The following is a 24,786-nucleotide window of genomic DNA, read 5'->3' on the forward strand; positions in this document are numbered from 1 at the left end:
TTGACTATTATTTAACATAAAACGATACTACCTATTTCAGGATTTCCAAGGGAAAAGTAGTGAAAAATACCATTCAAGTACGAGAAGTTGTAGAGCCAGAATCTGGAAAAGTACACCGTTTTTATACATATAATCGAAAACCTTGCAAACGTGTTCCTATTGATACAAGGCTGAGTCGACAACTCGCAGGATATGCATTGATTGAGAAAGACCTTCGCAGCGTTGGAGTTTGGTTAGCCGAGATCGATTCTTTGCGTGCGAGCGAAATAGAGATTAAGGGCCATATCTTAGCAAAAGATAGAAAAATGTATAATGTTGTTAAAGGACTATTTGTTGCGGCATTAACATTTTATGGTAAATGTTTCACCAGGTGCGAAGGTAGACCAGTCAAATTAGAAAGGAAGCAAGTTGAAGAAAGATACCGATTAAAACACGATGACTTATTAAATTATCGAAATAATTTTGCTGCTCATAGTGGGGCAAAAAATCTTGAAAGTGTAGGAATTGCGGTCGTCTTACCTAGGATAAAAAAAGGGGAAACTTATCCTCAACTATATAGAGAATTATATCAACCAGATTTATTTATTACAAAAGAAGGAGGCATAGACTTCAAGGAAGTTGTTGAAAGCATGAGGGAAGTTGTTTTAAAGAAAATACAATTACTTAGCGATAAAATAATGAAGGAAGAAGTAATGCCTCTTGGCCTTGACCATTGGATGAAAAAATAATTTTATCATTTTCTGAAAACTTAAAATTAAATAAAAACACAATGGATTTCTATCTTTCCGAAACCCGCATACTCAGCCCCCATAGTTAATAAGCGGAATATCAACCCGCCCCCGCGTGCATCCGCACGCGGACTTCGGCAACATGCACTGCATGAACGCCGACCTGTCCGACCTCCTCCGCTTGCTGCAAAACCTGATCCGCCTGGGCACCATCGCCGAGGTCAAAGGAGCCAAGGCGCGCGTGCGGCTCGGGCCGACACTCACCACCGAATGGCTGAAATGGGCCACCCGGCGCGCCGGCAGCACGCGCACCTGGTCAGCGCCCACCATCGGCGAACAGGTGATCGTCTTTTCCCCCGGCGGCGACCTGACGCGCGGCATCATCGTGCCGGCGCTGTACTCACAGGAATTTGACGCGCCCGAATCCAATCCCACCATCCACACCACCCACTACTCCGACGGCGCCGTGGTGCAGTACGACCATGCGGCCCATGCCCTGACGGCCACCCTTCCCGGCGGCACGGCCACCGTCACGGCCGACAAGGTGACATCGAACGCGCCCAGCACCATTTGCACGGGCGACCTGACCGTCATGAAAAACCTGATCGTCAAGCAATCCACTACCGTGGAAGGCGTCACCACCCTGAACGGCGGCGTAAACGCCAAGGCGGGCGCCGCCGGCGGCGTGGCCATGGTCGTGCAAGGCACCGTCAAAGCCAGCGACGACGTGCTGGCCGGCGCCATCAGCCTGGCCAAGCATGCGCACGGCGGCGTCAAGGCCGGCGGCGACCAGTCGGGCGGGCCGCAAGCATGATGGGCATGCACGCCGCCACCGGGCGCAGCCTGACGGGCCTGGACCACCTGCGCCAGTCCGTGGCCGATATCCTCACCACGCCCATGGGTTCGCGCATCCGGCGCCGCCGCTATGGTTCCGAAGTGCCGGAGCTGATCGACCAGCCCTTGAACAGCGCGACGCAATTGCGCATCTACGCCGCCACCGCCTTTGCCCTGCGCCGCTGGGAGCCGCGTTTGCAGCTCGCCAGCGTGCAGCTCACGCGCGACACGGACGGCGCCATCACCCTGCTGCTCGATGGTACGGCGAATGGCCAGGGTATCACCCTATCCGTGCCCATCAAGCAAGGGGGCGTCGTATGAGCACGCCCATCGACCTGACCCAGCTGCCGGCACCCAGCGTCGTCGAGGTGCTGGACTTCGAAGCCATCCTCGCCAGCCGCAAGACGCACCTGGTCAGCCTGCTGCCGGAAGCCGAACGCGCGGCCGTCACGGCCCTACTGGAGCTGGAGTCGGAGCCGGCCACCAAGCTGCTGGAAGAGAACGCGTATCAGGAAACCATCCTGCGCAACCGCGTCAACGATGCCGGCAAGGCCGTCATGCTGGCCTTTGCCCTCGACGGCGACCTGGACCAGCTGGGCGCCAACGTCAACGTGGCGCGCCTGGTCATCACGCCGGCCAATCCCAACGCCATGCCACCCGTGGCGGCCGTCATGGAAGACAACGACGCCTACCGCCTGCGCATCCAGGAAGCGCCGGATGGCCTGTCCGTGGCCGGCCCGAAAGCCTCCTACGAATTCCACGCCCGCAGCAGCGATGGCCGCGTCAAGGACGCGAGCGCCACCAGCCCCGCGCCGGCCAGCGTCACCGTCACGGTGCTGGCCAACAACGACACCGGCATCGCCGATGCCGCGCTCTTGGGCACCGTGACGCGCGCGCTCAACGCCGAGGAAGTGCGCCCCCTGGGCGACCGCCTCACCGTGCAGGCGGCCCAGGTCGTCGACTACCAGATCGAGGCCACCTTGTTTATCGGTGTCGGGCCGGAAGTGCCGATTCTGCTGGCCGCGGCGCGCGCCAACGCCGTGCGCGTGTCGCAGCCGCGCCGCCCGCTGGGCCACAGCATTTATCGCTCCGCCTGCAGCGCCGCCGTGCACGTCGAAGGCGTGCGCAAGGTCGTCTTGACCAGCCCCATGGCAGATATCGAGCTGGACGCCACCCAGGCCGCGCGCTGCACCGCCATCCATTTGAATGTGGTGGTGCTCGATGAATAAGCTCGTGCCGACCCTGCCGCCTAACACCACGGCGCTGGAGCGCGCCATTGCCGTGGCCTGCGCCGAGCTGGTCAACGTGCCCGTGCCGCTGCGCGACCTGTGGAACGCCGACCGCTGCCCGGTCGCCCTGCTGCCGTTTCTGGCCTGGGCCTGTTCCGTCGACCGCTGGGATGACGCCTGGTCCGAGTCGATCAAGCGCGGCACCATCAAGGCGTCCTATTTCATCCACAAGCACAAAGGCACGATTGCCGCCGTGCGCCGCGTGGTCGAGGCGCTGGGCTATTTGATCCGCATCACCGAATGGTGGCAAACCACGCCGCCGGGCACGCCGGGCACGTTTCGCCTTGACGTCGGCGTGCTGGACACAGGCATCACGGACGCCATGTTTCAGGAAATGGAACGCCTGATTGCCGACGCCAAACCCGTCAGCAGACACCTGACGGGCCTGGCGCTGTATCTGGAAACCCGTGGCCAGGTGCGGATCGGCTTGAGTACCTATCACGGCGATGCGATGACGGTCTATCCGTGGATCGCCGAAGAAATCGAAGTGCGCGGCACGCTATTGCAGGCCGGCGCATCCCATACCATTGACACGATGACCATCTATCCATGAGCACATATTTTGCCATTCTGACGCAGGTGGGCGAGGCCAAGCTGGCCAACGCCATCGCCCTGGGCCAAACCCTGAAACTGAAAAAAATGGGCGTGGGCGACGGTAACGGCGCCTTGCCGATCCCCGACCGCATGCAAAAGGCGCTGGTGCGCGAAGTGCGCCGCGCCGACCTGAATCAGCTGGCCATCGATCCGGCCAACCCCAGCCAGATCATCGCCGAACAGGTGCTGCCCGAAGAGGTGGGCGGCTGGTGGATACGCGAGATTGGCCTCTACGACGAGGCGGGCGACCTGTGCGCCGTGGCCAACTGCCCGCCCAGCTACAAGCCCGTCATGGCCGAAGGCAGCGCGCGCACGCAAGTGGTGCGCGTGGTGCTGATCGTCGCCAGTACGGCCGCCATCGAGCTGAAGATTGACCCCAGCATCGTGCTGGCGACGCGGGGCTATGTCGAACAATACGCAGCGAAAATTGGCCACCAGCACGACGCGGCGGATGTCGTCAGCGGCGTGTTCTCCATCGCACGCATCCCCCAGTTGGCCATGAGCCGCGTCACCGGCCTGCAGGAAGCCCTCGCCGGCAAGGCGCCGATAGATCTGCGGCGCCACACCATCGTGCCGGCCAGCCGCCTGCCCAATGTGGTCTATACCAATAGCACCGGCCGCGTGATGCATATCAATGCCGGCTTCATTCAGCTTGCCAACAGCCAGTTTCACGCAATGGTGCTCGTCAAGGACGGCGGCGCGGAGGTCCATGCCGACGGCGACATCTCCAATTCAAACGGCGGCTACGGCACCAGGGCAAGCGTCATCGTTTTGCCAGGTGAAACCTATCAATGGAACTACAACGTGCAATTAACCGTTCCGACACTTCAATTCTGGCGGGAGACGTACTGATGAACACAATGCGCTATCTAATTGACCCCGCCACTTCCGCCGTCTGTGCTTTTGAGCGTGAGGCCCTGGCATTCATTGACAAGGCGCTGGCGGCCGGCATGGTCGATTGCAGTCGCCCACCCAAGGAAAACGAATCCTGGGATCGTGAGACAGCCATGTGGGCCGTTCGTCCAGATCAGGATGACGCCCTGTTTCAGGCCAAAGTCCTGGCGCATTTGAATGCCACGCGGATCTTGCGAGAGCAATTGCTGAATCGACTGTGCGGACTCGGCTATGACGCCTTGAACGAAGGTGACAACGACATGGTGATGGCCATCCACGCGGCCCGCCGGGCGCTGCGGGACATTACCGAAGCCCCTGCAGTCGTTGCGGCAGCGGACATCGACCAGCTGCGCGCTGCGGTCAGCGCAGCCTATCAGGCGATTGTCGCTGCGGCGCCGGAGCAAATGCAGGTGGCCTTTTCCGGCATCCAGTTATAGCGGCGCCAGGCAGCGAATGCCCTGGCACCGAAGCGCCAACCGACATTTTCACATTTACCAAGGAGAACCACATGGCCACCGACTACCACCATGGCGTGCGCGTCATTGAAATCAACGAGGGTTCGCGCCCCATCCGCACTGTCTCCACGGCCGTGCTGGGCCTGATCGCCACAGCCGACGACGCCGACCCGGCGGCTTTCCCGCTCGACACGCCCGTGCTCGTCACCAACGTGCTGGCCGCCATGGGCAAGGCCGGCAAGACCGGCACCCTGTACCGCGCGCTGGAAGCCATCGCCGCGCAAACCAAGCCCTTGACCGTCGTGGTGCGCGTGGCCACAGGCGAGACGGAAGCGGAAACCACCACCAACGTGGTGGGCGGCGTGTCGCCGGACGGCAAGTACCTGGGCGTGAAAGCCTTGCTGGCCGCGCAAAGCAAACTCGGCGTCAAACCGCGCATCCTGGGCGCGCCGGGCCTGGACACCAAGGCCGTCACCAACGCCCTGGCCAGCGTGGCGCAGCAACTGCGCGCCTTCGTGTACGCCTCCGCGTATGGCTGCAGCAACGTGGTGGCCGCCACCACCTATCGCGGCCAGTTCGGCCAGCGCGAGGTCATGATTATCTGGCCCGATTTTGTGAACTGGGATACCGCCATCGATGAGGAGGCGAGCATTTCCGCCGTGGCGTACGCCATGGGCCTGCGCGCCAAGATCGACGAGGAAACGGGCTGGCACAAGACGCTGTCGAACGTCGTCATCAACGGCCCGACCGGCTTAACCCAGGACGTATTTTTCGACCTGCAAGACCCGGCCACCGACGCCGGCGTGCTCAACGCCAAGGAAGTGACCACCCTGATTAACATGGGCGGCTACCGATTCTGGGGTTCGCGCACCTGCGAGGCGCCGGGCGGCTTCTTCTATTTCGAGAACTACACGCGCACGGCCCAGGTGCTGGCCGACACCATCGCCGAGGCACATTTCACCTTTGTCGACCTGCCCTTGCACCCGTCGCTGGTGCGCGACATGTTGGAAAGCATCAACGCCAAGTTCCGCGACCTGAAATTGCAGGGCTACATCATCGACGGCCACGCCTGGTATGACGAGCAGTACAACGACAAGGACACCTTGAAGGCGGGCAAGCTGGCCATCGACTACGACTACACGCCCGTGCCGCCGCTGGAAAACCTGCGCTTCCAGCAGCGCATCACCGACCGCTACCTGGCCGACTTCGCCTCGCGCATCGCCGCCTAACCATCATCAGCACCACCCTGCCCGCGCCCACGCGGGCGCAACTGAACAACGGAGAACGCTATGGGCCTGCCCCGCAAACTGAAAAATTTCAACCTGTTTCAAAACGGCGTGTCCTTCCTGGGCATGGTGCCCGAAGTCACCCTGCCAAAACTCAGCCGCAAGATGGAGGAGTACCGCGCCGGCGGCATGAGCGGCCCCGTGTCCGTCGACTTCGGCAATGAAGCACTGTCGCTGGAATGGAGCGCTGGCGGCCTGATCGCCGACGCCTTGAAGCAATACGGCGCCCACTCGCACGGCGCCGTGCAACTGCGCTTTGCCGGCGCCTACCAGGAAGACGATGACGGCACAGTCGCCGCTGTCGAGGTCGTCGTGCGCGGCCGTTACAAGGAAATCGACATGGGCACGGCCAAGATGGGCGACGACACCACCCATAAATACACGATGGCCTGCAGCTATTACAAGCTGCTGATCGACGGCGCCACCGTCATCGAACTGGACTTCATGAGCGGCACCGAGAACTTCGGCGGCGGCGACACCAATGCGGCCATCCGCAAGGCCATCGGCCTGTAATCCCCTTTTTAATCACATCACCACAAGGACCACACCATGCACAACGATACCCAAAACCAATCCGTCATCGAACTGGACGAGCCGATCAAGCGCGGCGACACCTTCATCACCTCGCTGACCGTGCGCAAGCCCAAGGCGGGCGCCCTGCGCGGCATTTCCCTGATCGAGCTGGCCAACCTGAACGTGTCGGCCCTGCAGATCGTGCTGCCGCGCATTACCGAACCGACCCTGACCGCACACGACATCGCCAACATGGACCCGGCCGACCTCTTGGCCGTGGGTGCCGAGGTTGCCGGTTTTTTGGCGAGCAAAGCAGATCGCCTTTCGGTATCCCCGGCGAAGTAGAAGACGCCATGGCCGACATCGCCGGCGTCTTCCACTGGACGCCGGCCGCGATGGACGGCTTTACGATTGATGAACTGATGGCCTGGCGCGAACGCGCCCGGCAACGAAGCGGAGCGGAATAGATGGCTGGTCGGGATCTGAAACTACAGGTGGTATTTGCGGCACTGGACAAGATTACCGGCCCGCTGAAAAAAATCATGGGCGGCTCTAGCGACACGGCCAAAGCCTTGAAGGCGACCAGCGACCGCTTGCGCGAGCTGAACGCCCAGCAAAAGAACATCGGCAAATTCCGCGAGCTGCACGGCGGCCTGGACGCCACTCGCACCAAGCTGGAAGCGGCGCAGCAGAAGGTGGCCAGCCTGGCCACGAAGATGAAACAGACGGAAGCACCCACGCGCGCCATGACGCGCGAGTTGAACGCCGCCGTCAAAGCGGCCGGCGCCTTGAAGACGGCCGGCCAGCAGCAGGCGCAGCAACTGCAGGTCATGCGCGAGCGCCTGGCGGGCGCCGGCATCGGCACCAAAGACTTGGCCAACCACGAGCGCACCTTGCGCCGCGAAATCGAGGCCACCAACAAAACCATGACGCTGCAGCAGCAGAAGCTGGCCAATGCGGCCGCCAAGCAGCAGCGCGTGGCCAATGCCACCCAGCATGCCGACAAGCTGCGCAACAAGGCGGGCAACCTGGCCATGGCCGGTGCTGGCGCGACCGCCACGGGCGCCGTCATCGGTGCGCCCGTCGTCAAGGGGCTGAACGAGGCCAAGCACTATCAAACGGAAGTGGGCAGGGTCAACGCGCTGGGCCTGGGCGACAAGGTATCAGCCGAGGCCGTCGCCTTTGCGCGCAACATGAAGACCTACGGCACCAGCCAGCTCGACAACCTGCAATTGATGCGCGACGGCATGAGCGCCTTTGCCGACGTGCACCATGCGGAAATGGTCGCCCCTACCCTGGCCAAGATGAAGTTTGCCAACCACGCCTTCTTCGGCGAGGCCGAGGGGGCCGACAACGAACGCAAGTTCATGGACATGCTCAAGGTCATCGAGCTGCGCGGCGGCCTGGAGAGCAAGGAAAAGTTCGAAGCCCAGGCCAACATCGTGCAGCAGGTCATCACCGCCACGGGCGGGCGCGTCGGCCCGAATGAATGGCTGAACATGATCAAAACGGGTGGCATCGCGGCCAAGGGTCTGAAAGATGACGCCTTCTACTACCAGATGGAACCGCTGGTGCAGGAAATGAGCGGCAATCGCGTCGGCACGTCCCTGATGAGCGCCTACCAGAACTTGTACCAGGGCCGCACTACCAAACGCTCGGCCAAGAAACTGGAAGAATTTGGCTTGATCGGCGACAAGAGCAAGGTCACGCACGATAAAGCGGGACAACTTTCCTTCCTCAATCCTGGCGCGCTGCTGGGTTCCGAGCTGTTCCGCGAAAATCAGTTCGAATGGATGGAAAAGGTGCTGTTGCCGCAACTGGCCAAGAAGGGCATCACGGAAAAGAAACAGGTGCTCGATGCCATCGGCAGCATCTTTTCGAACCGCACCGCGTCGAACCTGTATTCGCAGATGTACCTGCAGCGCGTGCAGATCCACAAGAATGAAAAGCTCAACCGGGGAGCCGCCGATATCGGCCGACTGGAAAAGCTGGGCCGCGACACGGCCGCCGGCAAGGAACTGGAAGCGCAAGCCAAGCTGGCCAACTTGAAACTCACCATGGGCGAGAAAATCCTGCCGCTGTACGCGCAGGGGCTGGAAATGGCGATTTCCGCCGTCACGCGCCTGAACGGTTTCATGGAGCGCAACCCGACCGTGGCCAAGGTCATGATTACCGCCTTTGCCGTGCTGGCCGGCCTGCTGCTGGTGCTCGGCCCGCTGATGCTGGGCATCGCCGCCCTGATCGGCCCGTACGCGATGCTGCACGTCATGTTCGCCAAAATGGGCGTGACGGGCGGCGTGCTCACACCCATCCTGCGCGGCCTGGGCGGCGCCTTCATGTGGGCGGGCCGAGCAGTGCTTTGGCTAGGCCGCGCCTTCATGCTCAACCCGATTGGCCTGGCCGTGACGGCCATCGCCGGCGCCGCTTACCTGATCTACAAATACTGGGAGCCGATCAAGGCGTTTTTCAGCGGCATCTGGTCGCACGTCAAGACCGCCTTTGCCGGCGGCATAGGCGGCGTCAGCAGCCTGATCGTCAACTGGTCGCCGCTGGGTCTGTTTTATCGCGCCTTCGCGGGCGTGCTGGGCTGGTTCGGCATCGCGTTGCCGGCCAAATTCAGCGAGTTTGGCGCCAGCATCCTGCAGCGCGTTACCGCATCCTGGGCGCCTATTTCCGCCTTCTTTGCCGACATCTGGGCGCGCCTGCGCACGGTCTGTGCCGGGGGCATGGGCAGCATCACGGCCCTGATTATCAACTGGTCGCCCGTCGGCGTTTTTTACCAGGCGTTCGCGGGCGTATTGAGCTGGTTCGGCATCAAGCTGCCGGCCCAGTTCACCGAGTTCGGCGCCAACATCCTGCGCGGCCTGGTCAACGGCATCACGGGTTCCATGGGCGCCGTCAAGGACGCCATCAGCAATGCCGGTTCCAGCACGATTGCCTGGTTCAAGGAAAAGCTGGGCATCCACAGCCCGAGCCGCGTGTTTGCCCAGCTCGGCGACTACACCATGCAAGGCCTGGCCGTGGGCCTGGACCGCAGCGAGGGCGCGCCAATTGCCAAGGTATCCGGCCTGGCGCAGCGCCTGACGCAACTGGGCGCCGGCATCGCCATCGGCACGGCCACCGCCCTGCCGGCCAGCGCCTTCGATACGCGCGCCCCGCTGTCCCAGGGCGGGTTCGGCGCCGGCATGACGATCCAGGGCGACAAGATCGAAATCACCTTCCACGTGCAGGCCGGCACCGATCCCCAGGCCATCGCGCGCGCCGTGAGCGTGGCGCTCGATCAACGCGACCGCGAAAAAGCGGCACGCATCCGCTCGTCCCTGCGCGACCACGATTAAGAAAGAAACACCACCATGATGATGATTTTAGGAATGTTCGTGTTTAGTCTGCCCACCCTCGCCTATCACGAGCTGCAGCGGCAAACGGAATGGAAGCACGCCAGCACGGCCCGCGTGGGCCTGCGCGACGCGCACCAGTACGTGGGGCCAGGCGATGACACCATCACCCTGTCCGGCTGGGTGGCGCCGGAACTAACCGGCTCCCTGTACTCGCTCGATGCGCTGCGCATGATGGCCGACACCGGCAAATCTTGGATACTGATCCAGGGCACGGGCCGCATTCTCGGCTCCTACCGCATCACCAGCATGACCGAAGGCCGCACTATCCTGGACGGCAGCGGCGGCGCACGCCGCGTCGAATTCTCGATTGCACTCAAGCGCGACGACGACGGCGTGCTGGCCATGGTGGGCCTGGGCGACATCGGCGACCTGAAAAACATGCTCAGCATCGACGGCATGACCAGCAGCATCGCCGGCGCGGCCAAGAATGCCGTGGGCAGCGTGGTGGGCAATGTGGTCGGCGGCATCACCTCGAAATATGGCGGCGTGGTGAGCGAGATGAAAGACAAGATCGGTGGCAGCATCAGCGGCGCCATCGGCAGCGCGGCGGACAAATTCAAATGAGCGAGCACATCCCCGCCTTCAAGGTCAGCATCGAGGACAAGGATTTGACGGCCATTGTCTCGCCGCGGCTGATCAATCTGACGTTGCCCCTGTGCCGTGGCGACGAGAGCGACCAGCTCGACATTGCACTGGACGACAGCGACGGCAAGCTGGCCCTGCCGCCGCGCGGCGCGCAGATCGCCCTGGCGCTGGGCTGGCAAGCCAGCGGCCTGGTGGATATGGGCAAGTTCACGGTGGACGAGGTGGAGCACAGCGGCGCGCCCGACACCATCACCCTGCGCGCCAGGTCGGCCAACCTGATCGACACGTTTAAACAGCAGCAGGAACACAGCTTTCACAAGACCACCCTGGGCGCCATCATCGAGGCGATTGCCTTTCGCAACGAGCTGGCCTCTAGCGTGTCCGCGCGCCTGCGCGATACCGCCATCGAGCACATCGACCAGACACACGAGAGCGATGCGGCCTTCCTGCGCCGGCTGGGCAGGAAATACGATGCGGTGGCCACCGTCAAGAATGACACCCTGCTCTTCATCCCCATCAACCAGAGCCGCACCGCCAGCGGCAAGGCGCTGCCCGTCATTCCCATCACGCGCGCCCTGGGCGACGGCCACCGCTACCACAGCGCCGAAAGCGACGCCTACACGGGCGTGCGTGCCTTCTGGCATGACGAGCGCTACGCGCGCCGCCGCAGCGTGGTGGCCGGCGTGCCCGGCAACAGCAAGCGCCTGCGCACCACCTTTGCCAACGAGGCAGACGCGCGCGCGGCGGCCGTGGCCGAATGGCAGCGCATCCTGCGCGGCCTGGCCACCTTCGAAATGAGCCTGGCCTTGGGCAATCCGGCCGTGTTCCCGCAATCGCCCGTCACCGTGCAAGGCTTCAAGCCCGAGATCGACGCCACCGAGTGGCTATCGGTCAAGGTCACGCACAGCCTCGGTGGCAATGGCTTTACCACGCGCGTGGAGTTTGAAACGAAAACGGAAGCAGTCGAGGCCGAACGCGAGGAAGAGAAAGACCCGGACGAAGGCATCACGGGCGTGCTGGCCAAGTGGAAAGACGTGGCGGCGAAGAAGAAAAAGGCAGGGCAGGAACAGGCCGGCGCCACGGGCACGCTCAAGACGCTGGAGCATCTTTACAAAAGCAAGCAGGCCGCCAAGCGGGCAGCGCTGCACGCGTGGAGGCACATCGAAGAGGTCCGAGAAATCATTCGTGAAAACAGAGAGGACACGGCCAGCGCTCAATAGGCGCTGCAGGCACTCTTCAGCACTGGCTTATTGTCCTCGATTTGCGTCCAGCCACATAGCTGGCATATCACCTACAGCGCCGACACATTCCATTGCTTTGCCGCGTGATCGCTCAATATGCCCGGCGGTGTAAGCCTTTCCGGCAATGTAGCATTTCCCGTCTTTTGCCTGATTAACATCGTGATCAGCAGGTGCTTGAACTTTGTAAAGTAGCCAGCCACAAGCAGTCAGGCATGCAATCAGGGCCGCGAGTTGCAAGCGAGCGGCGCGTTGCAGACGTAAAAAACTCATCGTTTTTTCAGCACACGCGATGCAGGGAAGCGCAGTGTGCACATGATGAGCTGTAGTTTGGGGAGGTTTTACGGCAGAGTTCGGAGCATCAACAAGGGGCTTTCCAGCCTCTTCAATTCTGTCCTCTAGAGTAGTTTTCACTTCTTGATACTTACTTCTAGGAAGCTCTTTAAATCTTTGGAGGCCGTAATCGGTAATCAGTCCTCGATATATCTTTACGTCCTCATCGCCAATTAGGCTGGCAAGCCTGTCCACCAGCAATTTGATGTTTGAACGCTGATAGGAGGTAATCAGCTCAACCTCTTTTTCTTTGTCACCAACATGTAGCGTGACTACGTTGCTCAAGCGCGGCGCCTCATTCACGTTTCCAAGAACCGCTTGCCCTACTTCGCGCTTGAATTCAAATTTTTCAGACATCTGCTAACTTTACTTTCCACAACCAAAACTAATCTACGTTCATCGACTAAAGGATACTCAGTCGGTCTAGCCCTTGTAATCGCACTTGTTGGTCATCAGCCAGTAGGCAGTGCGCGTCTGCGGAATGATTTTCTTGCCGCGTATGACATACGAGGCTTGGCCGCCGCTGATTGGGCAAATGGCTTTCACAATCTGGTTCGGCTCACTTAGGAAAATGTCTATAATTTCATCCCCGGCAAGGATATGCGGCGGTTCGTCTTCGCCTTTAGCGACCTTCGTTATCTTAAGAAACTCCACGGCCATGCCAACTTTCGGGAGGCGCACACTAAGATCTTTATAGCCGAGGTCTTTATCCGTCACCGGAATGCGGACTAAGGCCAATTTGATTTTTTTTTGGTCGGCGGTAGACTCGTTTGCGTAAGAAGATGAAATTGGCAATGCGGCCAAAAGCAACGATATTAAAATAGCATTCATTTTCTCTTTGTGCCCACGTTGAATGTCTGCTTCCCCGTTACATCACCAGTTACTTGCTGGCCGACTTTACCGTGGAAAATTACAGTGGGGGTGGCAGTGTCCGGCTTTTGCTGCGCCGGCTTGGTCGCAGGAGCTGCGGTCATACCGTCAATCATCCCTAATACTCCCGCCTTGCCGCGAATATCTAAACCACGATAGCCAGACAGCAATTCCTTTTCGTCGTCCGTCAACGATGCCGCTGCCTGATCGCCAGTAAGGATAAATTGGACATCAACACCAATAGCGGATATAGCCCGTAGATAAACGGCGTCTGGAGACCGCTCATCCTGCTCGTACGATATTTGAGTACGTTTTTTCACGCCACCTGCAGCGCCAAAATCTTCTTGATTCATGCCCAAGCGGAGGCGCTCCGCCTTCAATGCTTCGCCGATGGTGCTCATATTTTCACTAAATCTCATTGACAGGTGTACATTCGTACACTATAGTTACGCCATCCTGTAGCGATTACACATCATAACATTATGAAAAACGTATCCAAAATCGGGCGCACTCCCAAGGGCGCCACTTCGCAGCCTCTAGGCGTCCGTCTGGCGCCTGATGAGGTGCTGGAAGTTGAATCCTTTGCCGCTGCGCAACAACGGTCCCGTGCCTGGTTCTTACGCTTCCTGATCTTGCGCGGCCTCGCCGACTATAAGCGCGAACTCGCTACCCAAACCACCCACTAAGGACAACGTCATGTATCCCGATGCAAAACGTATCCGCAGCCATAAAGTCATGCTGCGCCTGGACGATTACGAGCACCAGCTCGTTTCCTCTATCGCCAATTACCAAGGCGAAGAAATCGCGGTACTTGTACGCCAGATCGTCATGCGTGAAGCCCTTGCCGCCATTGCTGCTGACGACATCGACAGCGTACAGCGTCGCAGCGCTTAAACCGAGTCCCTGAATAGTAACTTTTGAGTAACTGAAAAGCTGCCGAAAATGCCCGATCACGAAATTCATATCAACGACGAAGAACTTGCAGCGCTGGAAGTCGTTCGTCAACGGCAAGGGCTGGCAAGTATCGAGCAGGCGGCCGAATGGCTCGTCAAGTCGCGCTTACGCAAGCAGTCGAAAAACATGACAGGTCGCGGTCGCGCCCTGTATCAAGTGGAAAGAAAGCTGAAATGAGAGTCATCGGCCTGCCCTGCCCGCATTGCGAATACACCGTCCGCGCCGTCAAAAGCCGCACGATGTCCGCCATGTTCAAGGAAATCACCTACATGTGCCAGAACCCCGACTGCGGGCACTCCTTCGTGGCAGGCCTGGAAGTGCTGCGCACCCTCTCGCTGTCCGCCATGCCCAAGGCCGATATCCGCATCCCGATGTCCCAGCATGCACGTACTGCGGCCACCAGCCAGCTGGCCCTGGACCTGACTGCGGGCTGCTGATGACTATCCCGATCCTCGCGCCGCCGTAGCCCGGCCGCCGTAACTCCCCCTCTTTTGCTGTGCCCTGCAGCGCTCCCTTTTGAGCGTGCGGGATTCGTTCAACCTGAAATAAGGAAAACCGATGGAAACCACGCTGCACGCCACCCGTCACGCCGACAAATCCATGGCATCAAGCACGATCCGCCCGACCTTGCAAAATTGTATTGTCCCCGTGGCACCAACGTGTTTCCTCTTGCAAGCCAGCGCGGGCATCGGCATCGCGGCGCTAACCGCCCGTATCCATGAGATTGCCAAGACCTATCACGCCTACGGCGCTGCCAATCTCACCTTCATCGTCAGCGATGCGCAGGCACTGGAGCGCGACGGATTTTTCGCACCAGCCAAGCAGCGCGCCCTGGTCGGCAAGCTGCCCATCGAGGTGAATTACATTTTCGCCTCTGAAGCGGGTTCCCGGCACTGCTGCGGCACATCGCACACGCTCCCGTATTGGGCAGAACATTTTCTCAAGGCAGGGGCACGCTAATGCAGCGCGTGGCAAAAACCTGCAGCATCTGGCTGCTGTCGCTCCTGATAGTCATTACCCCTGACGTTCTGCGGGCCATCGGCGCCATCAAGGACTGAACCATGACGGCGTCCCTTATCGACAATCACCTGTCCTTCCAGCCTGCCGCCGAGATTCTGGCCGCGCGCGACAAGGATATGCCAACGCCGCCAGGCGCCGGGCATGCGCTGGCCGCCATCGCCGAGGCCAAGGCCCAGCTACGCAGCATCAAGCCGCGCAACCTGGCGCCCTTCATGGCCCAGGCGTGGGGATTGTCGCCACGTGGCGCGCGCCGCTCCGTGCTGATCGCCGCCGGCATGGACGCCGACCGCTGGGAGTCGCCCATCCATTCATTTACCGAGGAAGAGCGCATCGCGCTGCGCGCCGCCACCTCTGCCGCTATCCGTGTGTACGAAAGACTGTTGAATGCAATCTAAACAAATCCTGCTGCCTGCCCCGCAGCGTCACGAAGCCTTCTTGCGATCCGCCCAGTTCGCGCCCGAGCTGGCCCGCATTCCCTACAAGTGGCGCAACCGCGTCATCACGGCCGCCCTGGCCAAGATGGCCTGGTCGTCCTGGTACAAAGTCTATGAATCCGTCGCCACCAGCTTTGTGCGCGAGTTCGCCGAGCAGTACGTGCCGGCCGGCGTCGATCTGTCGCAGAGCGATGCGGACATCGTGGCCACCGCCGAGCGCGCGGCGGCCGGCGTGACCAAAATGCTGTGGATGGCCGTGTCCGACACGCACGCCCTGCAGATCATGGAAGACGAATGCGCCTCGTATGGCATCGAGCTGCCTGAGTTCGACACGATGACCGACACCATCGCCCGCCTGGTGGACGCCCGCTGGTGGCGCCGCCAACTGCGCAAGCGCGTCAAGCGCGCCTTTGAAGCGGGCAATATCCGCCTGGGATACGTAAACTATCGTGGCGAACCTTACGCCAGCAATGATGCCGTGCTGTCACGCCTGGCGCAGAACCGCCGCAACGCGGCAGCACTGGCCGCCACGCTGGTGCAGAACGAGAACGGCCAGCAATTCAGCATCGCCGAGCTGGCCGAAAAAACGACCGCGAATAAAGCCATCCGGCGCGGTGAGCTGATGTTGCGCATCAACGGCTTCGAGCAGATCGCCCGCGAGTGCGGCGACCAGGGCATTTTCATCACCTGGACGTGCCCGTCCCGCTTTCACGCCATGCAGCACAGCGGCAAGCCGAACGACAAGTTCGACGGCTCGACGCCGCGCGAGGCCAATGCGTATTTGGGCAAGATGACGTCGCTGTGCCGCTCCGCGCTGGCGCGCCGTGGTATCGGCCTGTACGGCTTTCGTATCGCCGAACCGCATCACGATGGCTGCCCGCACTGGCATCTTCTGCTGTTCGTTCGCCCCACCGCGAAATACAAGACGGCCCATCTGCAGGACGTGGCGGGCCGCGCCATCCGCATCATGAAGCGCTACGCCTGGCGCGTCGACCGTGGCGAACCGGGCGCCTTCGCGCGCCGCCTGGACGTGAAGCGCATCGACTGGGCCAAGGGCAGCGCCGCCGGCTACATCGCTAAGTACGTGGCCAAGAACATCGACGGCGTGGCCGAGCACAAGACGAAAGAAGGCTATGTCGTCACGGCCGACAACGAAGGCGATGTCGAGCTGACGCCCTCCGCGCGCGTCGAGTCCTGGGCCGCGTGCTGGGGCATCCGTCAGTTCCAGCAGTGGGGCGGTGCGCCCGTCACCGTGTGGCGCGAACTGCGCCGCATCGAGGAAAGCATGCTCAGCGAAGCCCCGGCCGCCATGCGCCGCGCCTGGGACGCCGTGCAAAAAATCGACGGCGAAAAGCGCGCCTGCTGGGCCGAATACCTGCGCGCCCAGGGCGGCGCCCTGGTGCCGCGCAAGGAACTGGTTGTCACGCTGGCCAAGGACGAAAAAACCGTCATCGGCCGCTACGGCGAAACGCAACGCATCACGCCCTACGGCGTGCGCTGCAGCGATCTGATTGGCGTGGTCTTCAAGTCCGTGCGCCATACGTGGACGCCGGTACAGGCCGCAGGCGCGCGCGCGGTGGCTGTTGGGGTTGCCGTTCCTCGGACTCGTGTAAATAACTGTACGCACCCCGTCGACGTAATTCCAGCCACGCCCATTTCTGCGCCCCCATTCGTCTATAGCGACATCGACCAGAACGCGCTTTTGTGTTCCTGGGCGCACAACCTGGCCTGTCCGTTCCCCCGAATTCACGGAGACGAACAAAAAATCGCACTGATCCACGAAATGGCCGCAATAGGAGCGTGTCCATTCCCGCAGGTGATTGCCACAGACACAACACCAATGAAAGGAAATGGCACATGAGCACCTATGCCGTGATCGTTCGCACGCAAACCGAACGCTTTGAATACGCCGCGATTGCCGCTTCCAGCGGCGACGCGATCCAGGCCGCCCTCGACCACTTCGGCGTGTGCGGCGTTACCGCCAAACTGAAAGGAGCACCGTAATGCTGAACACCCTGACCGATTCACCGCGGCAAATCGCCCTGGGCGACCGCGTGACATTCGATACCGACGAGGGCTACCAGGCCGGCACCGTCAACGACCTGCGCCGCGACGTGGGCAATGGCGAGCTGCACGCCTGGGTGGAGCTGGACCACCAGTGGCCGGGCATGTTCCGCGCGGTGCCGCTGGGCGCCATCGAGGCGGTCAAGAAAGCAGCCGCGCCTGTCGGGTGCCCAGCATGACAACGGCCTGCTCATTACCTGCCGTGGCGGCCTTGTTCGTGCGCGCCAATTCGATCTACAAGACCATGCCGGCGGTTGACGCGTGGGACGCGGAGCGCGACGCCCGCGCCTGGCCGGGTGGCGTGCCGGTAGTGGCCCATCCACCGTGCCGCTCCTGGGGTACGCTGCGCCACCTGGCCAAGCCGCGCCCGGACGAAAAGGACCTCGCGGTGTGGGCCGTCGCCCAGGTGCGCAAGTTCGGCGGCGTGCTCGAGCACCCGAAGCGCTCGACCCTGTGGCCACACTGCGGCTTGCCAGCGATCGGCGAGCGGGACAAATTTGGTGGCTGGACGCTGCCCATTTTCCAAAGCTCCTTTGGCCACCGCGCCGAAAAAGCCACCTTGCTGTACATCGTCGGCTGTGCGCCGGCTCAAATACCGGCCATGCCCATTGTCCTGGGCGAAGCCTCGCATGTGATCGCCCCGTCCGGCCGCAACCGCGCCGGCGAGCGGCGCCGTAAAGGCGATCCGGGCTGGCGCCCGGAATGCGGCAAGGCGGAACGCGAGCACACGCCGGCCGAGCTGGCGCATTGGCTGGTATCCCTGGCGCGACGCTGCATGGTGCCTGCATGAACAGTCCATTCCTGTTCGACGGCCCGGGCGTCATTTCGTTCAGCGGCGGCCGCACCAGCGGCATGATGCTGTGGATGACGCTTCAGGCCTACGGCGGCACGCTGCCGGCTGACGTGACAGTGTGCTTCGCCAACACCGGCAAGGAAGAGGAAGCGACCCTTGAATTCGTGCGCGACTGCGGCGAGCGCTGGGGCGTTCCCATCGTCTGGATAGAAAACCGTCCTCGCAACGAAGCGCGCGGCAAGGAATTTGCCATCGTGGACTTTGCAACGGCCAGCCGCCGCGGCGAGCCGTTCGCCAATCTGCACGACGAAAAAAAATTCCTGCCAAACCCGGTCGCACGCTTTTGCACGGCGGAACTCAAGGTGCGCCCGATGCAGCGCTATTTGAAGTCGATAGGCCTGGTCGAGTGGACCACGTTTATCGGCATGCGCGCCGACGAACCCGTGCGCGTGGCTCGGCTGGCGAATCAGGACTACGGCAAGCACGAAGTGAAAGAAGCGCCCCTTGCGGCGGCCGGCCTGACCGTGGCCGACGTCAGCGCGTTTTGGGCGGAACAAGATTTTGACCTGGGCCTGCCAAATATGAGCGGCAAGACGATGCACGGCAACTGCGATCTGTGTTTCCTGAAAGGCGGCAACCAGGTGTTATCCCTGATCCGCGAAAAGCCAAGCCGTGCCCTGTGGTGGATACAGCAGGAAAAGAACGCCCAGGCGTCCGGATCTGGTGCTGGCGGCTGGTTCCGCAAGGACAGGCCCAGCTATCAGGCGATGTATGACATGGCGATGAATCACGGTGAATTGTTCCCGTTCGATGATGCGCTGACGGATTGCGGCTGCACGGACTGATGATGTGCTCACACAACGGTACCAGTTTGAAAAGGAAAAGCGAATGCTTCGCTACATGACGATACCTAAATTCTCCATCGAATCAGGCTATACCCCTGACGCGATCAGAACAAAGATCCGGGACGGGATCTGGCCAAAGGACGCCGTCTGGATCAAGGCGCCAGACAATCGAATTTTAATTGACGTGAAAGGGTATGAATCATGGGTAGAGACGGGCGAGGTGTTAAAGCTGCATCGGAAAGTAGCATCGAAATCACCTTCATGTATCGCGGCACCAGGTGCAGGGAAAGGATCGCGCTCAAGCCCACCTCCGCTAATCTGAAACGGGCAGAGAACCACCGGGCGGCGATCCTGCATGCGATCGCCACCAACAGCTTTGACTATACGGCCACGTTCCCGCAATCATCCAATGCGGTCAAGTTCGCCGACCAAGTGGGCGACGTGCAGACCATCGAGGCGTTTCTGGACAAGTGGCTGGACAGGCAAAAAAAGCACCTCAAAGCCAGCACGTACAACGGCTATCGCAAGATCGTCGTTGGCCAGCTGATCCCCTGGTTCGGCACCATCATGTTGTCTGCGCTGCGCAAGAAAGACGTGCGGGCGAAGATGGAGCCCATGAACGCGACCAACAAGACCATGGCCAACATCCAGAGCGTGCTGCGCAAGGCGCTGGACGACGCGATAGAGGACGAGCTGATCGAGGTCAATCCGCTGGCACGCTGGTGCTATTCCAAGGTCGAGGCGCCGCAATCGAAGGACGAAATCGACCCGTTCACGAAGGAGGAGCAGTCGGCAATTATCGCGCAAGCAACCGGCCAGGGGCGCAACCTGCTGCAGTTTGCCTTCTGGACCGGCTTGCGCACGTCCGAGCTGGTGGCCCTGGATTGGGCCGACGTTGATTTCGTGCGCGGCGTGGTAATGGTGACGCGCGCCCTCACCCAGCATTCCAAGGCGATGGAGAGCACCAAGACGAACGCCGGCCGCCGCGAGGTCAAGCTCCTGGAGCGCGCCATGCATGCGCTGCAGGAACAAAAAGCATTCACTTGGACAAAGGGCGAGGAAGTCTTTCAAAATCCGCGTCTGGAACGGCGCTGGGAGGGTGACCAGCCGATCCGCAAGACACTATGGACCGGCATTTTGCAAAACGCTGGCGTGCGGTATCGAAATCCATATCAGACGCGGCACACCTATGCCAGCATGATGCTGTCGGCCGGGGAGCACCCGATGTGGGTAGCAAAGCAGATGGGGCATGCGGACTGGACAATGATTGCACGGGTGTATGGGAGGTGGATGCCGGATGCTGATCATGGCGCAGGCACAAAGGCGGAAGGTATTTTCGGAATTCTACGAAATACCTAAAAATCCAGTTTTTCATGCAAAAAAACTATGCCGCAGATTCTTCAATGCCCATGCGCGAAGAGATATAGTCCGCGAAACCGCCTCCCGCCTGTCCCAAACACTGGAGAGGTCACCAATTAGTAAAAATAGATAAGGAGCAATAAACATATCTAAAACTGCTTGTTTTTCATTAAAACGAAATACGAGCAGTTTCACACTAATTTACGGAATCGGCTTTCCATCAACAACAGATATTTCTTCCACTTTCTCAAATACAAAGCTCAATGGAATAACCTCACCTTTTCTAAAGTTCGGCGACGTCATGTCTGCTGTATGGCTTTGTGTCTGTCCGTACATACGTTCATGCTCAGTCGTCTCAAATGGATGAGGGAAATATGAAAACGTAAGAGTTCCAACGCCATCTGGACAATCTTGCTGCGGCATAGGCAACGCTACCTGATAAACATAATTAGCATAGGATAAAACGAAAATCAGATATGGACAATCTAAAACTTCGACTTTGCGTTTTAATATGCAATACGTAACTTTGTCGTTCGGAAGAGGCCCTGGCACAAATCTCGTAGATACTTTTAAAGGCTTATACATAAATGACTCAAAAGTGTGCGTTTCCTCAAGAATCCAATATTTCAAATGTTCGCATTCTTCATATTCCAATTCAGGCATAACTGCAAGTGCCATTTTCACGAAAGACTTGAAAATAGCCATAGGGATGTACGATCCCCGCTCGAATTGCATTTTAAGCGATTTATTTTCTGGATCGAAGTCAACTCTTTCATCGCCCTGTGGAATCTTAAATTCCAACTTACCATCACGGTAATCTACTCTATTTTTTTGATCGGCTGACCTGTACTTTGGCACTTTATTTTTCTTGCCTTTAATACGCGCAGTGGTTCGAGTAGGTAGTGACCACACACCATAATGAGCGTCCAATGTCGAGCCGAAATGTTCGTTGCATGAATCACATTCCAGTAAATCCACAAGCTTCTTATTTCCAATCTGCTCTGGAAAAGCGTGTGAAATGTTTGAAAAATTGACTTCTGGCTCTTTTTTTCCGCAATACCGACAGATTTTCTCTTTACCCTCACCCAAATTCACGACGTCTGAATGCGTGCCAAAGTGATCAAATCTTATCATGTCGTAACGACCGTTAAACCACTCCAAGCAAGCACCATTTTGATAATCGGTCTGTCCTGGCGAACCTCCAGGAATTTCTTCAGATACTCCCAGTTGTGCACGCGCATGGCCAGCATTCGGATAAGCCACATCAAGGGCATGGTGCTCGGCTTCAGTCAGTGGCAACACCACAACCATGGCTGAACCTATTAATTTTTGAAGTAATTTCATCCTTTCGGCATCTGCACCTATGAATAAAATAATTCCCACAAATTGCTCCGACTGATCATCAGATGTTAAATTTACAGTCTCCACATCATTTAATACAGCGACACCATGTTCTAGAAAATTCTGCCGGATGGGCGTAGGGAAAATTTCCAGCAGCGTACTCTTGAGGTGCTCAACCATGCTAATGCCGAGTAGAAATTTCTGCTTCTTGGCCAATATATGGGCAAGAGTTAGTGCACCATCAATCAAACCGGGATGAACCTCAAGTGCATCCATAATCAGAAGTGGTGTTTTATATAGATTTTTTTCCATTTCGGCAACAATACCTATCATTTTTCCACCCTTAAGTAAAATTCATAAAAATTGCATTAAAATCAGCAGCAGAAATTTAAAATTTTTGCATTTCCATAATTTGACAACTAAAAGATTTAAATTATTTACATTAACATTATACATAAATAAAAAAGTTTCTAAATTCAAAAACTGAAAATTAAAAACCTCAGTTACTCCTTCGAGATGGATTATGAGGTGGCTGTGGTAAAAAACGACGGCGACGTAATGATGTAGGCAACACCACTGCACACCACTAGGCTCATGGACTCATATAACTTATTACGAAGGGACACATATCAACTAAACGTTTTTCACCAAACAAGCCCCACTAAACCAATATTTCCACATGGATACTTTTACCACATAGATAGCATCATTGTCAGCTTTTTGACATCAGAACCGCTGAAAAACCTAAGGATGCTCACTTTATGGCAGGTTCGATTCCCGCCGTCTCCACCACCGAATAAATAAAAAGGGCTTCCCCGTTTTGGCGGGGAGGCCCTTTTTATTTATTCCATGCATGCAGAGCGCGGGCATCGAATCCGCGTCCGGCACGGGCGCGGGGGGGTTTGTGGGACTTCGGCGAGCGCAGCTCGGCGCCGCAAAACCGGGTTGCGCTTGCAAGCGCAACCCTCTCCGATTCCTCTGACTAGCTTTTGCGCCGCAGGCGGTTTTTCCTAACGACAACATCAGCTGCTCAGGCCGTGTACGAATGACGGACCTGACCCTCGCTCGCCCCTCACTAATCGCCACAAACCGCCCCACCCGCCGCCCCCCCAATACTCAAGCCCGTCGACAAATCAAACCCAAAATCACAGCGATAGCCATCCTTTGGCCGATATCGGCACAACAGCATGTCACGATTACGAACGCGTATTTGTGAATCAGGACAGCCATTGGGCAAATCCGGCCCCATGGCGTCGAACATGTCTCTGGCAGCGGCTCCGGTCAAACGAAACACCACTTTGGTATCGCCCGCAACCGGGGCCACGGTATCGTCAAGATATCCGCCGTAGATCGCGTACGAAGCTGAAAAATTCCTCTCTGCAAATTCCCATATGGCCCGGGCCTGGTTCGCCAACAGCAGGCACAGCAGCGTAACGCATAGCAGGCTGGCGCGTTTCAGCATACGGAGCCGCCTATACTGCGCCCGGTCAGCAGATCAAAGCCGAAGTCGCAGTGATGGCCATCACGGGGATGGTAGGAGCAGCTCAGTTCCGCCCGCTGGCGCAGGCGATATTCGCCATCCACGCCACACGCGTTGCGCAAGTCGGGGCCCATCGCATCAAATAGCTGTTTTGCCGCCTTGCCGTCGATCCAGAACGCGATGCGCTTGTCTCTTCTGGTCGGCGGCTGCGGATCACTCAGGCTTCCACCATAAACCGCATAGCGGCCTTTGAATGGCTGGTAAGAAAATAGCCATTTGGGGGCGGATTGGGCCATGGCCGTAGCCAAAACAAGGAGAAGAAAAACAGCGAGAAGGCGTGTCATGTCATCTGTCCCGCTACTTGATCGTGACATGAAAATGGTCGTCGTGCCGTATGAGGGGTCTTACCCGGGGAACGGTCGGATCATTAAAAAAAAATAACCTGGACAAAGCTGAATTCAAAAAATATGCGGATTAGCTGGGCCGTGGCATCGCGGTCGTACTGCGTGTCAAACCTTGTTACAGCGCTTTCCATTTTGTCTTTGCGAAGCAATCGGACGTCAACGTCTTTTCCGCTTCGATGACCTTTATGTTCACTGTAGGGAGCGCCATCAGCCAGGCTGATATTTCCAAAACCAATTTTCCGGCTATCGATACCTTGCCATTGATGCTCAACCAAAAACAGGAGCGAAAGCAGCTTGGGATGCGCATATTGGCCGGCGCCATTCGGCGGCGTACCGTAGGTGTAATATCCCGCGCCTTCAGGTCTTTGCGGAAGATTGAAATAGCCGCGTGCATCCTTTGGCTGCAATTCCAGCATGCGTACTCCTGAATGTAAAATCCCGGGCTCAGCACAAACCAATGGCACGATGCCCACCTGGCAGGACTCCTTGCACGTTAGCAAAGAAATCCGCGCGTTCGACAATTTTTGCCGCTATGCATTTTCTGAGCATTGCGAAGGATCAAATATCCTTACGTTGATGGATTTATCGCTAGTTGAAGCGATAGCGTTACGCCACATTGATATTAAAAAACCTCTCCCCTTAAATATCCCATCGCCCTCAGATACTTCCCCACCCGCTCCAAATCCTTCTCCGTCGGCCTATCTATCCTCGACAAATCGCTATTCTCCGCCAGATCCGCCAGCTTGACGGCCTTGCCCACCGGGTTCAAGGCCGCGCGGGCGATGAAATCCTCGTACGACTCGCCTTCGATCTTGGTCACGGCGCGCACGCCGTCGATGACTTCCTGGGAAAATCCTTCGCGCGCCAGGTCGTCGAACGTGACTTTGCCGTCGCTGTCCTCCACCACGTCATGCAGCACGGCGACAATCCGCTGGGCGCCGGGGGCGACGCGCAGCATGACGCGCAAGGGGTGCAGTATGTACGGCGCGCCGCCCTTGTCCGTCTGGCCGGCATGGGTGGCGGCGGCGATTTCAACCGCGCGCTCGAGGGTGCCGCGTCTTGCGTTTTCAGTCAT

Annotated in this window: 34 protein-coding genes; 26 read left to right on the forward strand and 8 right to left on the reverse strand. The window is 58.8% G+C overall.

Features of this window, described 5'->3' with window-relative positions:
- The first annotated feature begins 59 nt into the window (after positions 1-59).
- The 14 genes from IGS55_RS05980 to IGS55_RS06045 all read left to right on the forward strand — a co-directional run bounded on the left by IGS55_RS05980 (position 60) and on the right by IGS55_RS06045 (position 11,796).
- Positions 60-728: a hypothetical protein gene (locus IGS55_RS05980; protein WP_230515479.1), complete on the forward strand. Its 669-nt coding sequence runs from the start codon at positions 60-62 to the stop codon at positions 726-728.
- 151 nt (positions 729-879) lie between these two features.
- Positions 880-1,542 (forward strand): phage baseplate assembly protein V, encoded by a 663-nt coding sequence (locus IGS55_RS05985; RefSeq protein WP_230515480.1) that lies wholly within the window; start codon positions 880-882, stop codon positions 1,540-1,542.
- Positions 1,539-1,883 carry a GPW/gp25 family protein gene (locus tag IGS55_RS05990; protein WP_230515481.1) on the forward strand — a complete coding sequence of 115 codons (345 nt, stop codon included), beginning with the start codon at positions 1,539-1,541 and terminating at the stop codon, positions 1,881-1,883. Before IGS55_RS05985 ends, IGS55_RS05990 begins: the two co-directional genes overlap by 4 nt.
- Positions 1,880-2,791: a baseplate assembly protein gene (locus IGS55_RS05995; RefSeq protein WP_230515482.1), complete on the forward strand. Its 912-nt coding sequence runs from the start codon at positions 1,880-1,882 to the stop codon at positions 2,789-2,791. The genes IGS55_RS05990 and IGS55_RS05995 overlap by 4 nt, the downstream gene beginning before the upstream one ends.
- Positions 2,784-3,404, forward strand: coding sequence for a phage tail protein I (locus IGS55_RS06000; RefSeq protein WP_230515483.1), 621 nt, complete (start codon positions 2,784-2,786; stop codon positions 3,402-3,404). The genes IGS55_RS05995 and IGS55_RS06000 overlap by 8 nt, the downstream gene beginning before the upstream one ends.
- Positions 3,401-4,297 (forward strand): phage tail protein, encoded by an 897-nt coding sequence (locus IGS55_RS06005; protein ID WP_230515484.1) that lies wholly within the window; start codon positions 3,401-3,403, stop codon positions 4,295-4,297. Before IGS55_RS06000 ends, IGS55_RS06005 begins: the two co-directional genes overlap by 4 nt.
- Complete coding sequence (locus tag IGS55_RS06010) at positions 4,297-4,776, forward strand: hypothetical protein (RefSeq protein ID WP_230515485.1); 480 nt, start codon at positions 4,297-4,299, stop codon at positions 4,774-4,776. The genes IGS55_RS06005 and IGS55_RS06010 overlap by 1 nt, the downstream gene beginning before the upstream one ends.
- A gap of 71 nt (positions 4,777-4,847) precedes the next feature.
- Positions 4,848-6,023 (forward strand): phage tail sheath protein, encoded by a 1,176-nt coding sequence (locus IGS55_RS06015; protein WP_230515486.1) that lies wholly within the window; start codon positions 4,848-4,850, stop codon positions 6,021-6,023.
- Between the two features lie 60 nt (positions 6,024-6,083).
- Positions 6,084-6,593, forward strand: coding sequence for a phage major tail tube protein (locus IGS55_RS06020; protein WP_230515487.1), 510 nt, complete (start codon positions 6,084-6,086; stop codon positions 6,591-6,593).
- Between the two features lie 36 nt (positions 6,594-6,629).
- On the forward strand, positions 6,630-6,938 hold the full coding sequence (locus IGS55_RS06025; protein WP_230515488.1) for a phage tail assembly protein: 309 nt from the start codon (positions 6,630-6,632) through the stop codon (positions 6,936-6,938).
- Positions 6,939-6,946: 8 nt separating this feature from the next.
- Complete coding sequence (locus IGS55_RS06030) at positions 6,947-7,060, forward strand: GpE family phage tail protein (protein WP_071650284.1); 114 nt, start codon at positions 6,947-6,949, stop codon at positions 7,058-7,060.
- On the forward strand, positions 7,061-9,931 hold the full coding sequence (locus tag IGS55_RS06035; protein ID WP_230515489.1) for a phage tail tape measure protein: 2,871 nt from the start codon (positions 7,061-7,063) through the stop codon (positions 9,929-9,931).
- A gap of 15 nt (positions 9,932-9,946) precedes the next feature.
- Entirely contained in the window at positions 9,947-10,555 is a 609-nt protein-coding gene (locus tag IGS55_RS06040; RefSeq protein ID WP_046682352.1) for a phage tail protein, read from the forward strand.
- Positions 10,552-11,796: a contractile injection system protein, VgrG/Pvc8 family gene (locus IGS55_RS06045; protein ID WP_230515490.1), complete on the forward strand. Its 1,245-nt coding sequence runs from the start codon at positions 10,552-10,554 to the stop codon at positions 11,794-11,796. Before IGS55_RS06040 ends, IGS55_RS06045 begins: the two co-directional genes overlap by 4 nt.
- Before the next feature lie 27 nt (positions 11,797-11,823).
- On the opposite strand, the gene IGS55_RS06050 is transcribed toward IGS55_RS06045, so the two are convergent.
- From IGS55_RS06050 to IGS55_RS06060, 3 genes are all read right to left on the reverse strand, one after another.
- The gene (locus IGS55_RS06050; protein WP_230515491.1) at positions 11,824-12,504 is read right to left on the reverse strand and encodes a hypothetical protein; all 681 of its coding nucleotides are present in this window, start codon (positions 12,502-12,504) and stop codon (positions 11,824-11,826) included.
- 66 nt (positions 12,505-12,570) lie between these two features.
- Positions 12,571-12,978: a hypothetical protein gene (locus IGS55_RS06055; protein WP_230515492.1), complete on the reverse strand. Its 408-nt coding sequence runs from the start codon at positions 12,976-12,978 to the stop codon at positions 12,571-12,573.
- Positions 12,975-13,418, reverse strand: coding sequence for a helix-turn-helix domain-containing protein (locus tag IGS55_RS06060; RefSeq protein ID WP_230515493.1), 444 nt, complete (start codon positions 13,416-13,418; stop codon positions 12,975-12,977). Before IGS55_RS06060 ends, IGS55_RS06055 begins: the two co-directional genes overlap by 4 nt.
- 81 nt (positions 13,419-13,499) lie before the next feature.
- On the opposite strand from IGS55_RS06060, the gene IGS55_RS06065 reads away from it, so the two are divergent.
- The 12 genes from IGS55_RS06065 to IGS55_RS06120 all read left to right on the forward strand — a co-directional run bounded on the left by IGS55_RS06065 (position 13,500) and on the right by IGS55_RS06120 (position 20,486).
- Positions 13,500-13,703 carry a hypothetical protein gene (locus tag IGS55_RS06065; RefSeq protein ID WP_086144177.1) on the forward strand — a complete coding sequence of 68 codons (204 nt, stop codon included), beginning with the start codon at positions 13,500-13,502 and terminating at the stop codon, positions 13,701-13,703.
- 10 nt (positions 13,704-13,713) lie between these two features.
- Positions 13,714-13,911 (forward strand): hypothetical protein, encoded by a 198-nt coding sequence (locus IGS55_RS06070; RefSeq protein WP_071322622.1) that lies wholly within the window; start codon positions 13,714-13,716, stop codon positions 13,909-13,911.
- A gap of 48 nt (positions 13,912-13,959) precedes the next feature.
- Entirely contained in the window at positions 13,960-14,148 is a 189-nt protein-coding gene (locus tag IGS55_RS06075) for a hypothetical protein (protein ID WP_086138170.1), read from the forward strand.
- Positions 14,145-14,408, forward strand: a complete 264-nt coding sequence (locus IGS55_RS06080) for an ogr/Delta-like zinc finger family protein (RefSeq protein ID WP_176382421.1) — start codon at positions 14,145-14,147, stop codon at positions 14,406-14,408. Before IGS55_RS06075 ends, IGS55_RS06080 begins: the two co-directional genes overlap by 4 nt.
- Positions 14,409-14,529: 121 nt before the next feature.
- Positions 14,530-14,931, forward strand: coding sequence for a hypothetical protein (locus IGS55_RS06085; protein WP_230515494.1), 402 nt, complete (start codon positions 14,530-14,532; stop codon positions 14,929-14,931).
- Positions 14,932-15,032: 101 nt separating this feature from the next.
- On the forward strand, positions 15,033-15,386 hold the full coding sequence (locus IGS55_RS06090) for a hypothetical protein (RefSeq protein WP_230515495.1): 354 nt from the start codon (positions 15,033-15,035) through the stop codon (positions 15,384-15,386).
- Positions 15,376-17,286: a replication endonuclease gene (locus IGS55_RS06095; protein WP_230515496.1), complete on the forward strand. Its 1,911-nt coding sequence runs from the start codon at positions 15,376-15,378 to the stop codon at positions 17,284-17,286. Before IGS55_RS06090 ends, IGS55_RS06095 begins: the two co-directional genes overlap by 11 nt.
- Positions 17,283-17,429 (forward strand): hypothetical protein, encoded by a 147-nt coding sequence (locus IGS55_RS06100; protein ID WP_230503790.1) that lies wholly within the window; start codon positions 17,283-17,285, stop codon positions 17,427-17,429. Before IGS55_RS06095 ends, IGS55_RS06100 begins: the two co-directional genes overlap by 4 nt.
- On the forward strand, positions 17,429-17,668 hold the full coding sequence (locus IGS55_RS06105) for a hypothetical protein (RefSeq protein WP_230503788.1): 240 nt from the start codon (positions 17,429-17,431) through the stop codon (positions 17,666-17,668). Before IGS55_RS06100 ends, IGS55_RS06105 begins: the two co-directional genes overlap by 1 nt.
- The gene (locus tag IGS55_RS06110) at positions 17,665-18,279 is read left to right on the forward strand and encodes a hypothetical protein (protein WP_230515497.1); all 615 of its coding nucleotides are present in this window, start codon (positions 17,665-17,667) and stop codon (positions 18,277-18,279) included. The genes IGS55_RS06105 and IGS55_RS06110 overlap by 4 nt, the downstream gene beginning before the upstream one ends.
- The gene (locus tag IGS55_RS06115) at positions 18,192-19,127 is read left to right on the forward strand and encodes a phosphoadenosine phosphosulfate reductase domain-containing protein (RefSeq protein ID WP_230515498.1); all 936 of its coding nucleotides are present in this window, start codon (positions 18,192-18,194) and stop codon (positions 19,125-19,127) included. Before IGS55_RS06110 ends, IGS55_RS06115 begins: the two co-directional genes overlap by 88 nt.
- 261 nt (positions 19,128-19,388) lie before the next feature.
- Positions 19,389-20,486, forward strand: a complete 1,098-nt coding sequence (locus tag IGS55_RS06120) for a tyrosine-type recombinase/integrase (RefSeq protein ID WP_230515499.1) — start codon at positions 19,389-19,391, stop codon at positions 20,484-20,486.
- Positions 20,487-20,687: 201 nt separating this feature from the next.
- On the opposite strand, the gene IGS55_RS06125 is transcribed toward IGS55_RS06120, so the two are convergent.
- The 5 genes from IGS55_RS06125 to IGS55_RS27955 form a co-directional block, all read right to left on the reverse strand.
- Positions 20,688-22,160, reverse strand: coding sequence for an HNH endonuclease (locus IGS55_RS06125; RefSeq protein WP_230515500.1), 1,473 nt, complete (start codon positions 22,158-22,160; stop codon positions 20,688-20,690).
- 742 nt (positions 22,161-22,902) lie between these two features.
- Positions 22,903-23,289 carry a hypothetical protein gene (locus tag IGS55_RS06130; protein ID WP_230515501.1) on the reverse strand — a complete coding sequence of 129 codons (387 nt, stop codon included), beginning with the start codon at positions 23,287-23,289 and terminating at the stop codon, positions 22,903-22,905.
- Positions 23,283-23,651, reverse strand: a complete 369-nt coding sequence (locus tag IGS55_RS06135) for a hypothetical protein (RefSeq protein ID WP_230515502.1) — start codon at positions 23,649-23,651, stop codon at positions 23,283-23,285. The genes IGS55_RS06130 and IGS55_RS06135 overlap by 7 nt, the downstream gene beginning before the upstream one ends.
- Positions 23,652-23,734: 83 nt before the next feature.
- Positions 23,735-24,127 carry a penicillin-insensitive murein endopeptidase gene (locus IGS55_RS06140; protein ID WP_230515503.1) on the reverse strand — a complete coding sequence of 131 codons (393 nt, stop codon included), beginning with the start codon at positions 24,125-24,127 and terminating at the stop codon, positions 23,735-23,737.
- A 206-nt stretch (positions 24,128-24,333) separates the two neighbouring features.
- Positions 24,334-24,786: an HD domain-containing protein gene (locus tag IGS55_RS27955; RefSeq protein ID WP_329958111.1), complete on the reverse strand. Its 453-nt coding sequence runs from the start codon at positions 24,784-24,786 to the stop codon at positions 24,334-24,336.

The sequence above is a fragment of the Janthinobacterium sp. EB271-G4-3-2 genome (assembly GCF_020858035.1).
GTDB lineage: Bacteria > Pseudomonadota > Gammaproteobacteria > Burkholderiales > Burkholderiaceae_D > Janthinobacterium > Janthinobacterium aestuarii.

What these genes read in the sequence shown, in the direction of transcription:
- IGS55_RS05985 (WP_230515480.1), top strand. Translation starts at nt 880, where the DNA reads ATGAACGCCGACCTGTCCGACCTCCTCCGCTTGCTGCAAAACCTGATC.
- IGS55_RS05990 (WP_230515481.1), top strand. Translation starts at nt 1,539, where the DNA reads ATGATGGGCATGCACGCCGCCACCGGGCGCAGCCTGACGGGCCTGGAC.
- IGS55_RS05995 (WP_230515482.1), top strand. Translation starts at nt 1,880, where the DNA reads ATGAGCACGCCCATCGACCTGACCCAGCTGCCGGCACCCAGCGTCGTC.
- IGS55_RS06000 (WP_230515483.1), top strand. Translation starts at nt 2,784, where the DNA reads ATGAATAAGCTCGTGCCGACCCTGCCGCCTAACACCACGGCGCTGGAG.
- IGS55_RS06005 (WP_230515484.1), top strand. Translation starts at nt 3,401, where the DNA reads ATGAGCACATATTTTGCCATTCTGACGCAGGTGGGCGAGGCCAAGCTG.
- IGS55_RS06010 (WP_230515485.1), top strand. Translation starts at nt 4,297, where the DNA reads ATGAACACAATGCGCTATCTAATTGACCCCGCCACTTCCGCCGTCTGT.
- IGS55_RS06015 (WP_230515486.1), top strand. Translation starts at nt 4,848, where the DNA reads ATGGCCACCGACTACCACCATGGCGTGCGCGTCATTGAAATCAACGAG.
- IGS55_RS06020 (WP_230515487.1), top strand. Translation starts at nt 6,084, where the DNA reads ATGGGCCTGCCCCGCAAACTGAAAAATTTCAACCTGTTTCAAAACGGC.
- IGS55_RS06025 (WP_230515488.1), top strand. Translation starts at nt 6,630, where the DNA reads ATGCACAACGATACCCAAAACCAATCCGTCATCGAACTGGACGAGCCG.
- IGS55_RS06030 (WP_071650284.1), top strand. Translation starts at nt 6,947, where the DNA reads ATGGCCGACATCGCCGGCGTCTTCCACTGGACGCCGGCCGCGATGGAC.
- IGS55_RS06035 (WP_230515489.1), top strand. Translation starts at nt 7,061, where the DNA reads ATGGCTGGTCGGGATCTGAAACTACAGGTGGTATTTGCGGCACTGGAC.
- IGS55_RS06040 (WP_046682352.1), top strand. Translation starts at nt 9,947, where the DNA reads ATGATGATGATTTTAGGAATGTTCGTGTTTAGTCTGCCCACCCTCGCC.
- IGS55_RS06045 (WP_230515490.1), top strand. Translation starts at nt 10,552, where the DNA reads ATGAGCGAGCACATCCCCGCCTTCAAGGTCAGCATCGAGGACAAGGAT.
- IGS55_RS06050 (WP_230515491.1), bottom strand. Translation starts at nt 12,504, where the DNA reads ATGTCTGAAAAATTTGAATTCAAGCGCGAAGTAGGGCAAGCGGTTCTT.
- IGS55_RS06055 (WP_230515492.1), bottom strand. Translation starts at nt 12,978, where the DNA reads ATGAATGCTATTTTAATATCGTTGCTTTTGGCCGCATTGCCAATTTCA.
- IGS55_RS06060 (WP_230515493.1), bottom strand. Translation starts at nt 13,418, where the DNA reads ATGAGCACCATCGGCGAAGCATTGAAGGCGGAGCGCCTCCGCTTGGGC.
- IGS55_RS06065 (WP_086144177.1), top strand. Translation starts at nt 13,500, where the DNA reads ATGAAAAACGTATCCAAAATCGGGCGCACTCCCAAGGGCGCCACTTCG.
- IGS55_RS06070 (WP_071322622.1), top strand. Translation starts at nt 13,714, where the DNA reads ATGTATCCCGATGCAAAACGTATCCGCAGCCATAAAGTCATGCTGCGC.
- IGS55_RS06075 (WP_086138170.1), top strand. Translation starts at nt 13,960, where the DNA reads ATGCCCGATCACGAAATTCATATCAACGACGAAGAACTTGCAGCGCTG.
- IGS55_RS06080 (WP_176382421.1), top strand. Translation starts at nt 14,145, where the DNA reads ATGAGAGTCATCGGCCTGCCCTGCCCGCATTGCGAATACACCGTCCGC.
- IGS55_RS06085 (WP_230515494.1), top strand. Translation starts at nt 14,530, where the DNA reads ATGGAAACCACGCTGCACGCCACCCGTCACGCCGACAAATCCATGGCA.
- IGS55_RS06090 (WP_230515495.1), top strand. Translation starts at nt 15,033, where the DNA reads ATGACGGCGTCCCTTATCGACAATCACCTGTCCTTCCAGCCTGCCGCC.
- IGS55_RS06095 (WP_230515496.1), top strand. Translation starts at nt 15,376, where the DNA reads ATGCAATCTAAACAAATCCTGCTGCCTGCCCCGCAGCGTCACGAAGCC.
- IGS55_RS06100 (WP_230503790.1), top strand. Translation starts at nt 17,283, where the DNA reads ATGAGCACCTATGCCGTGATCGTTCGCACGCAAACCGAACGCTTTGAA.
- IGS55_RS06105 (WP_230503788.1), top strand. Translation starts at nt 17,429, where the DNA reads ATGCTGAACACCCTGACCGATTCACCGCGGCAAATCGCCCTGGGCGAC.
- IGS55_RS06110 (WP_230515497.1), top strand. Translation starts at nt 17,665, where the DNA reads ATGACAACGGCCTGCTCATTACCTGCCGTGGCGGCCTTGTTCGTGCGC.
- IGS55_RS06115 (WP_230515498.1), top strand. Translation starts at nt 18,192, where the DNA reads ATGCGGCAAGGCGGAACGCGAGCACACGCCGGCCGAGCTGGCGCATTG.
- IGS55_RS06120 (WP_230515499.1), top strand. Translation starts at nt 19,389, where the DNA reads ATGTATCGCGGCACCAGGTGCAGGGAAAGGATCGCGCTCAAGCCCACC.
- IGS55_RS06125 (WP_230515500.1), bottom strand. Translation starts at nt 22,160, where the DNA reads ATGATAGGTATTGTTGCCGAAATGGAAAAAAATCTATATAAAACACCA.
- IGS55_RS06130 (WP_230515501.1), bottom strand. Translation starts at nt 23,289, where the DNA reads ATGCTGAAACGCGCCAGCCTGCTATGCGTTACGCTGCTGTGCCTGCTG.
- IGS55_RS06135 (WP_230515502.1), bottom strand. Translation starts at nt 23,651, where the DNA reads ATGACACGCCTTCTCGCTGTTTTTCTTCTCCTTGTTTTGGCTACGGCC.
- IGS55_RS06140 (WP_230515503.1), bottom strand. Translation starts at nt 24,127, where the DNA reads ATGCTGGAATTGCAGCCAAAGGATGCACGCGGCTATTTCAATCTTCCG.
- IGS55_RS27955 (WP_329958111.1), bottom strand. Translation starts at nt 24,786, where the DNA reads ATGACTGAAAACGCAAGACGCGGCACCCTCGAGCGCGCGGTTGAAATC.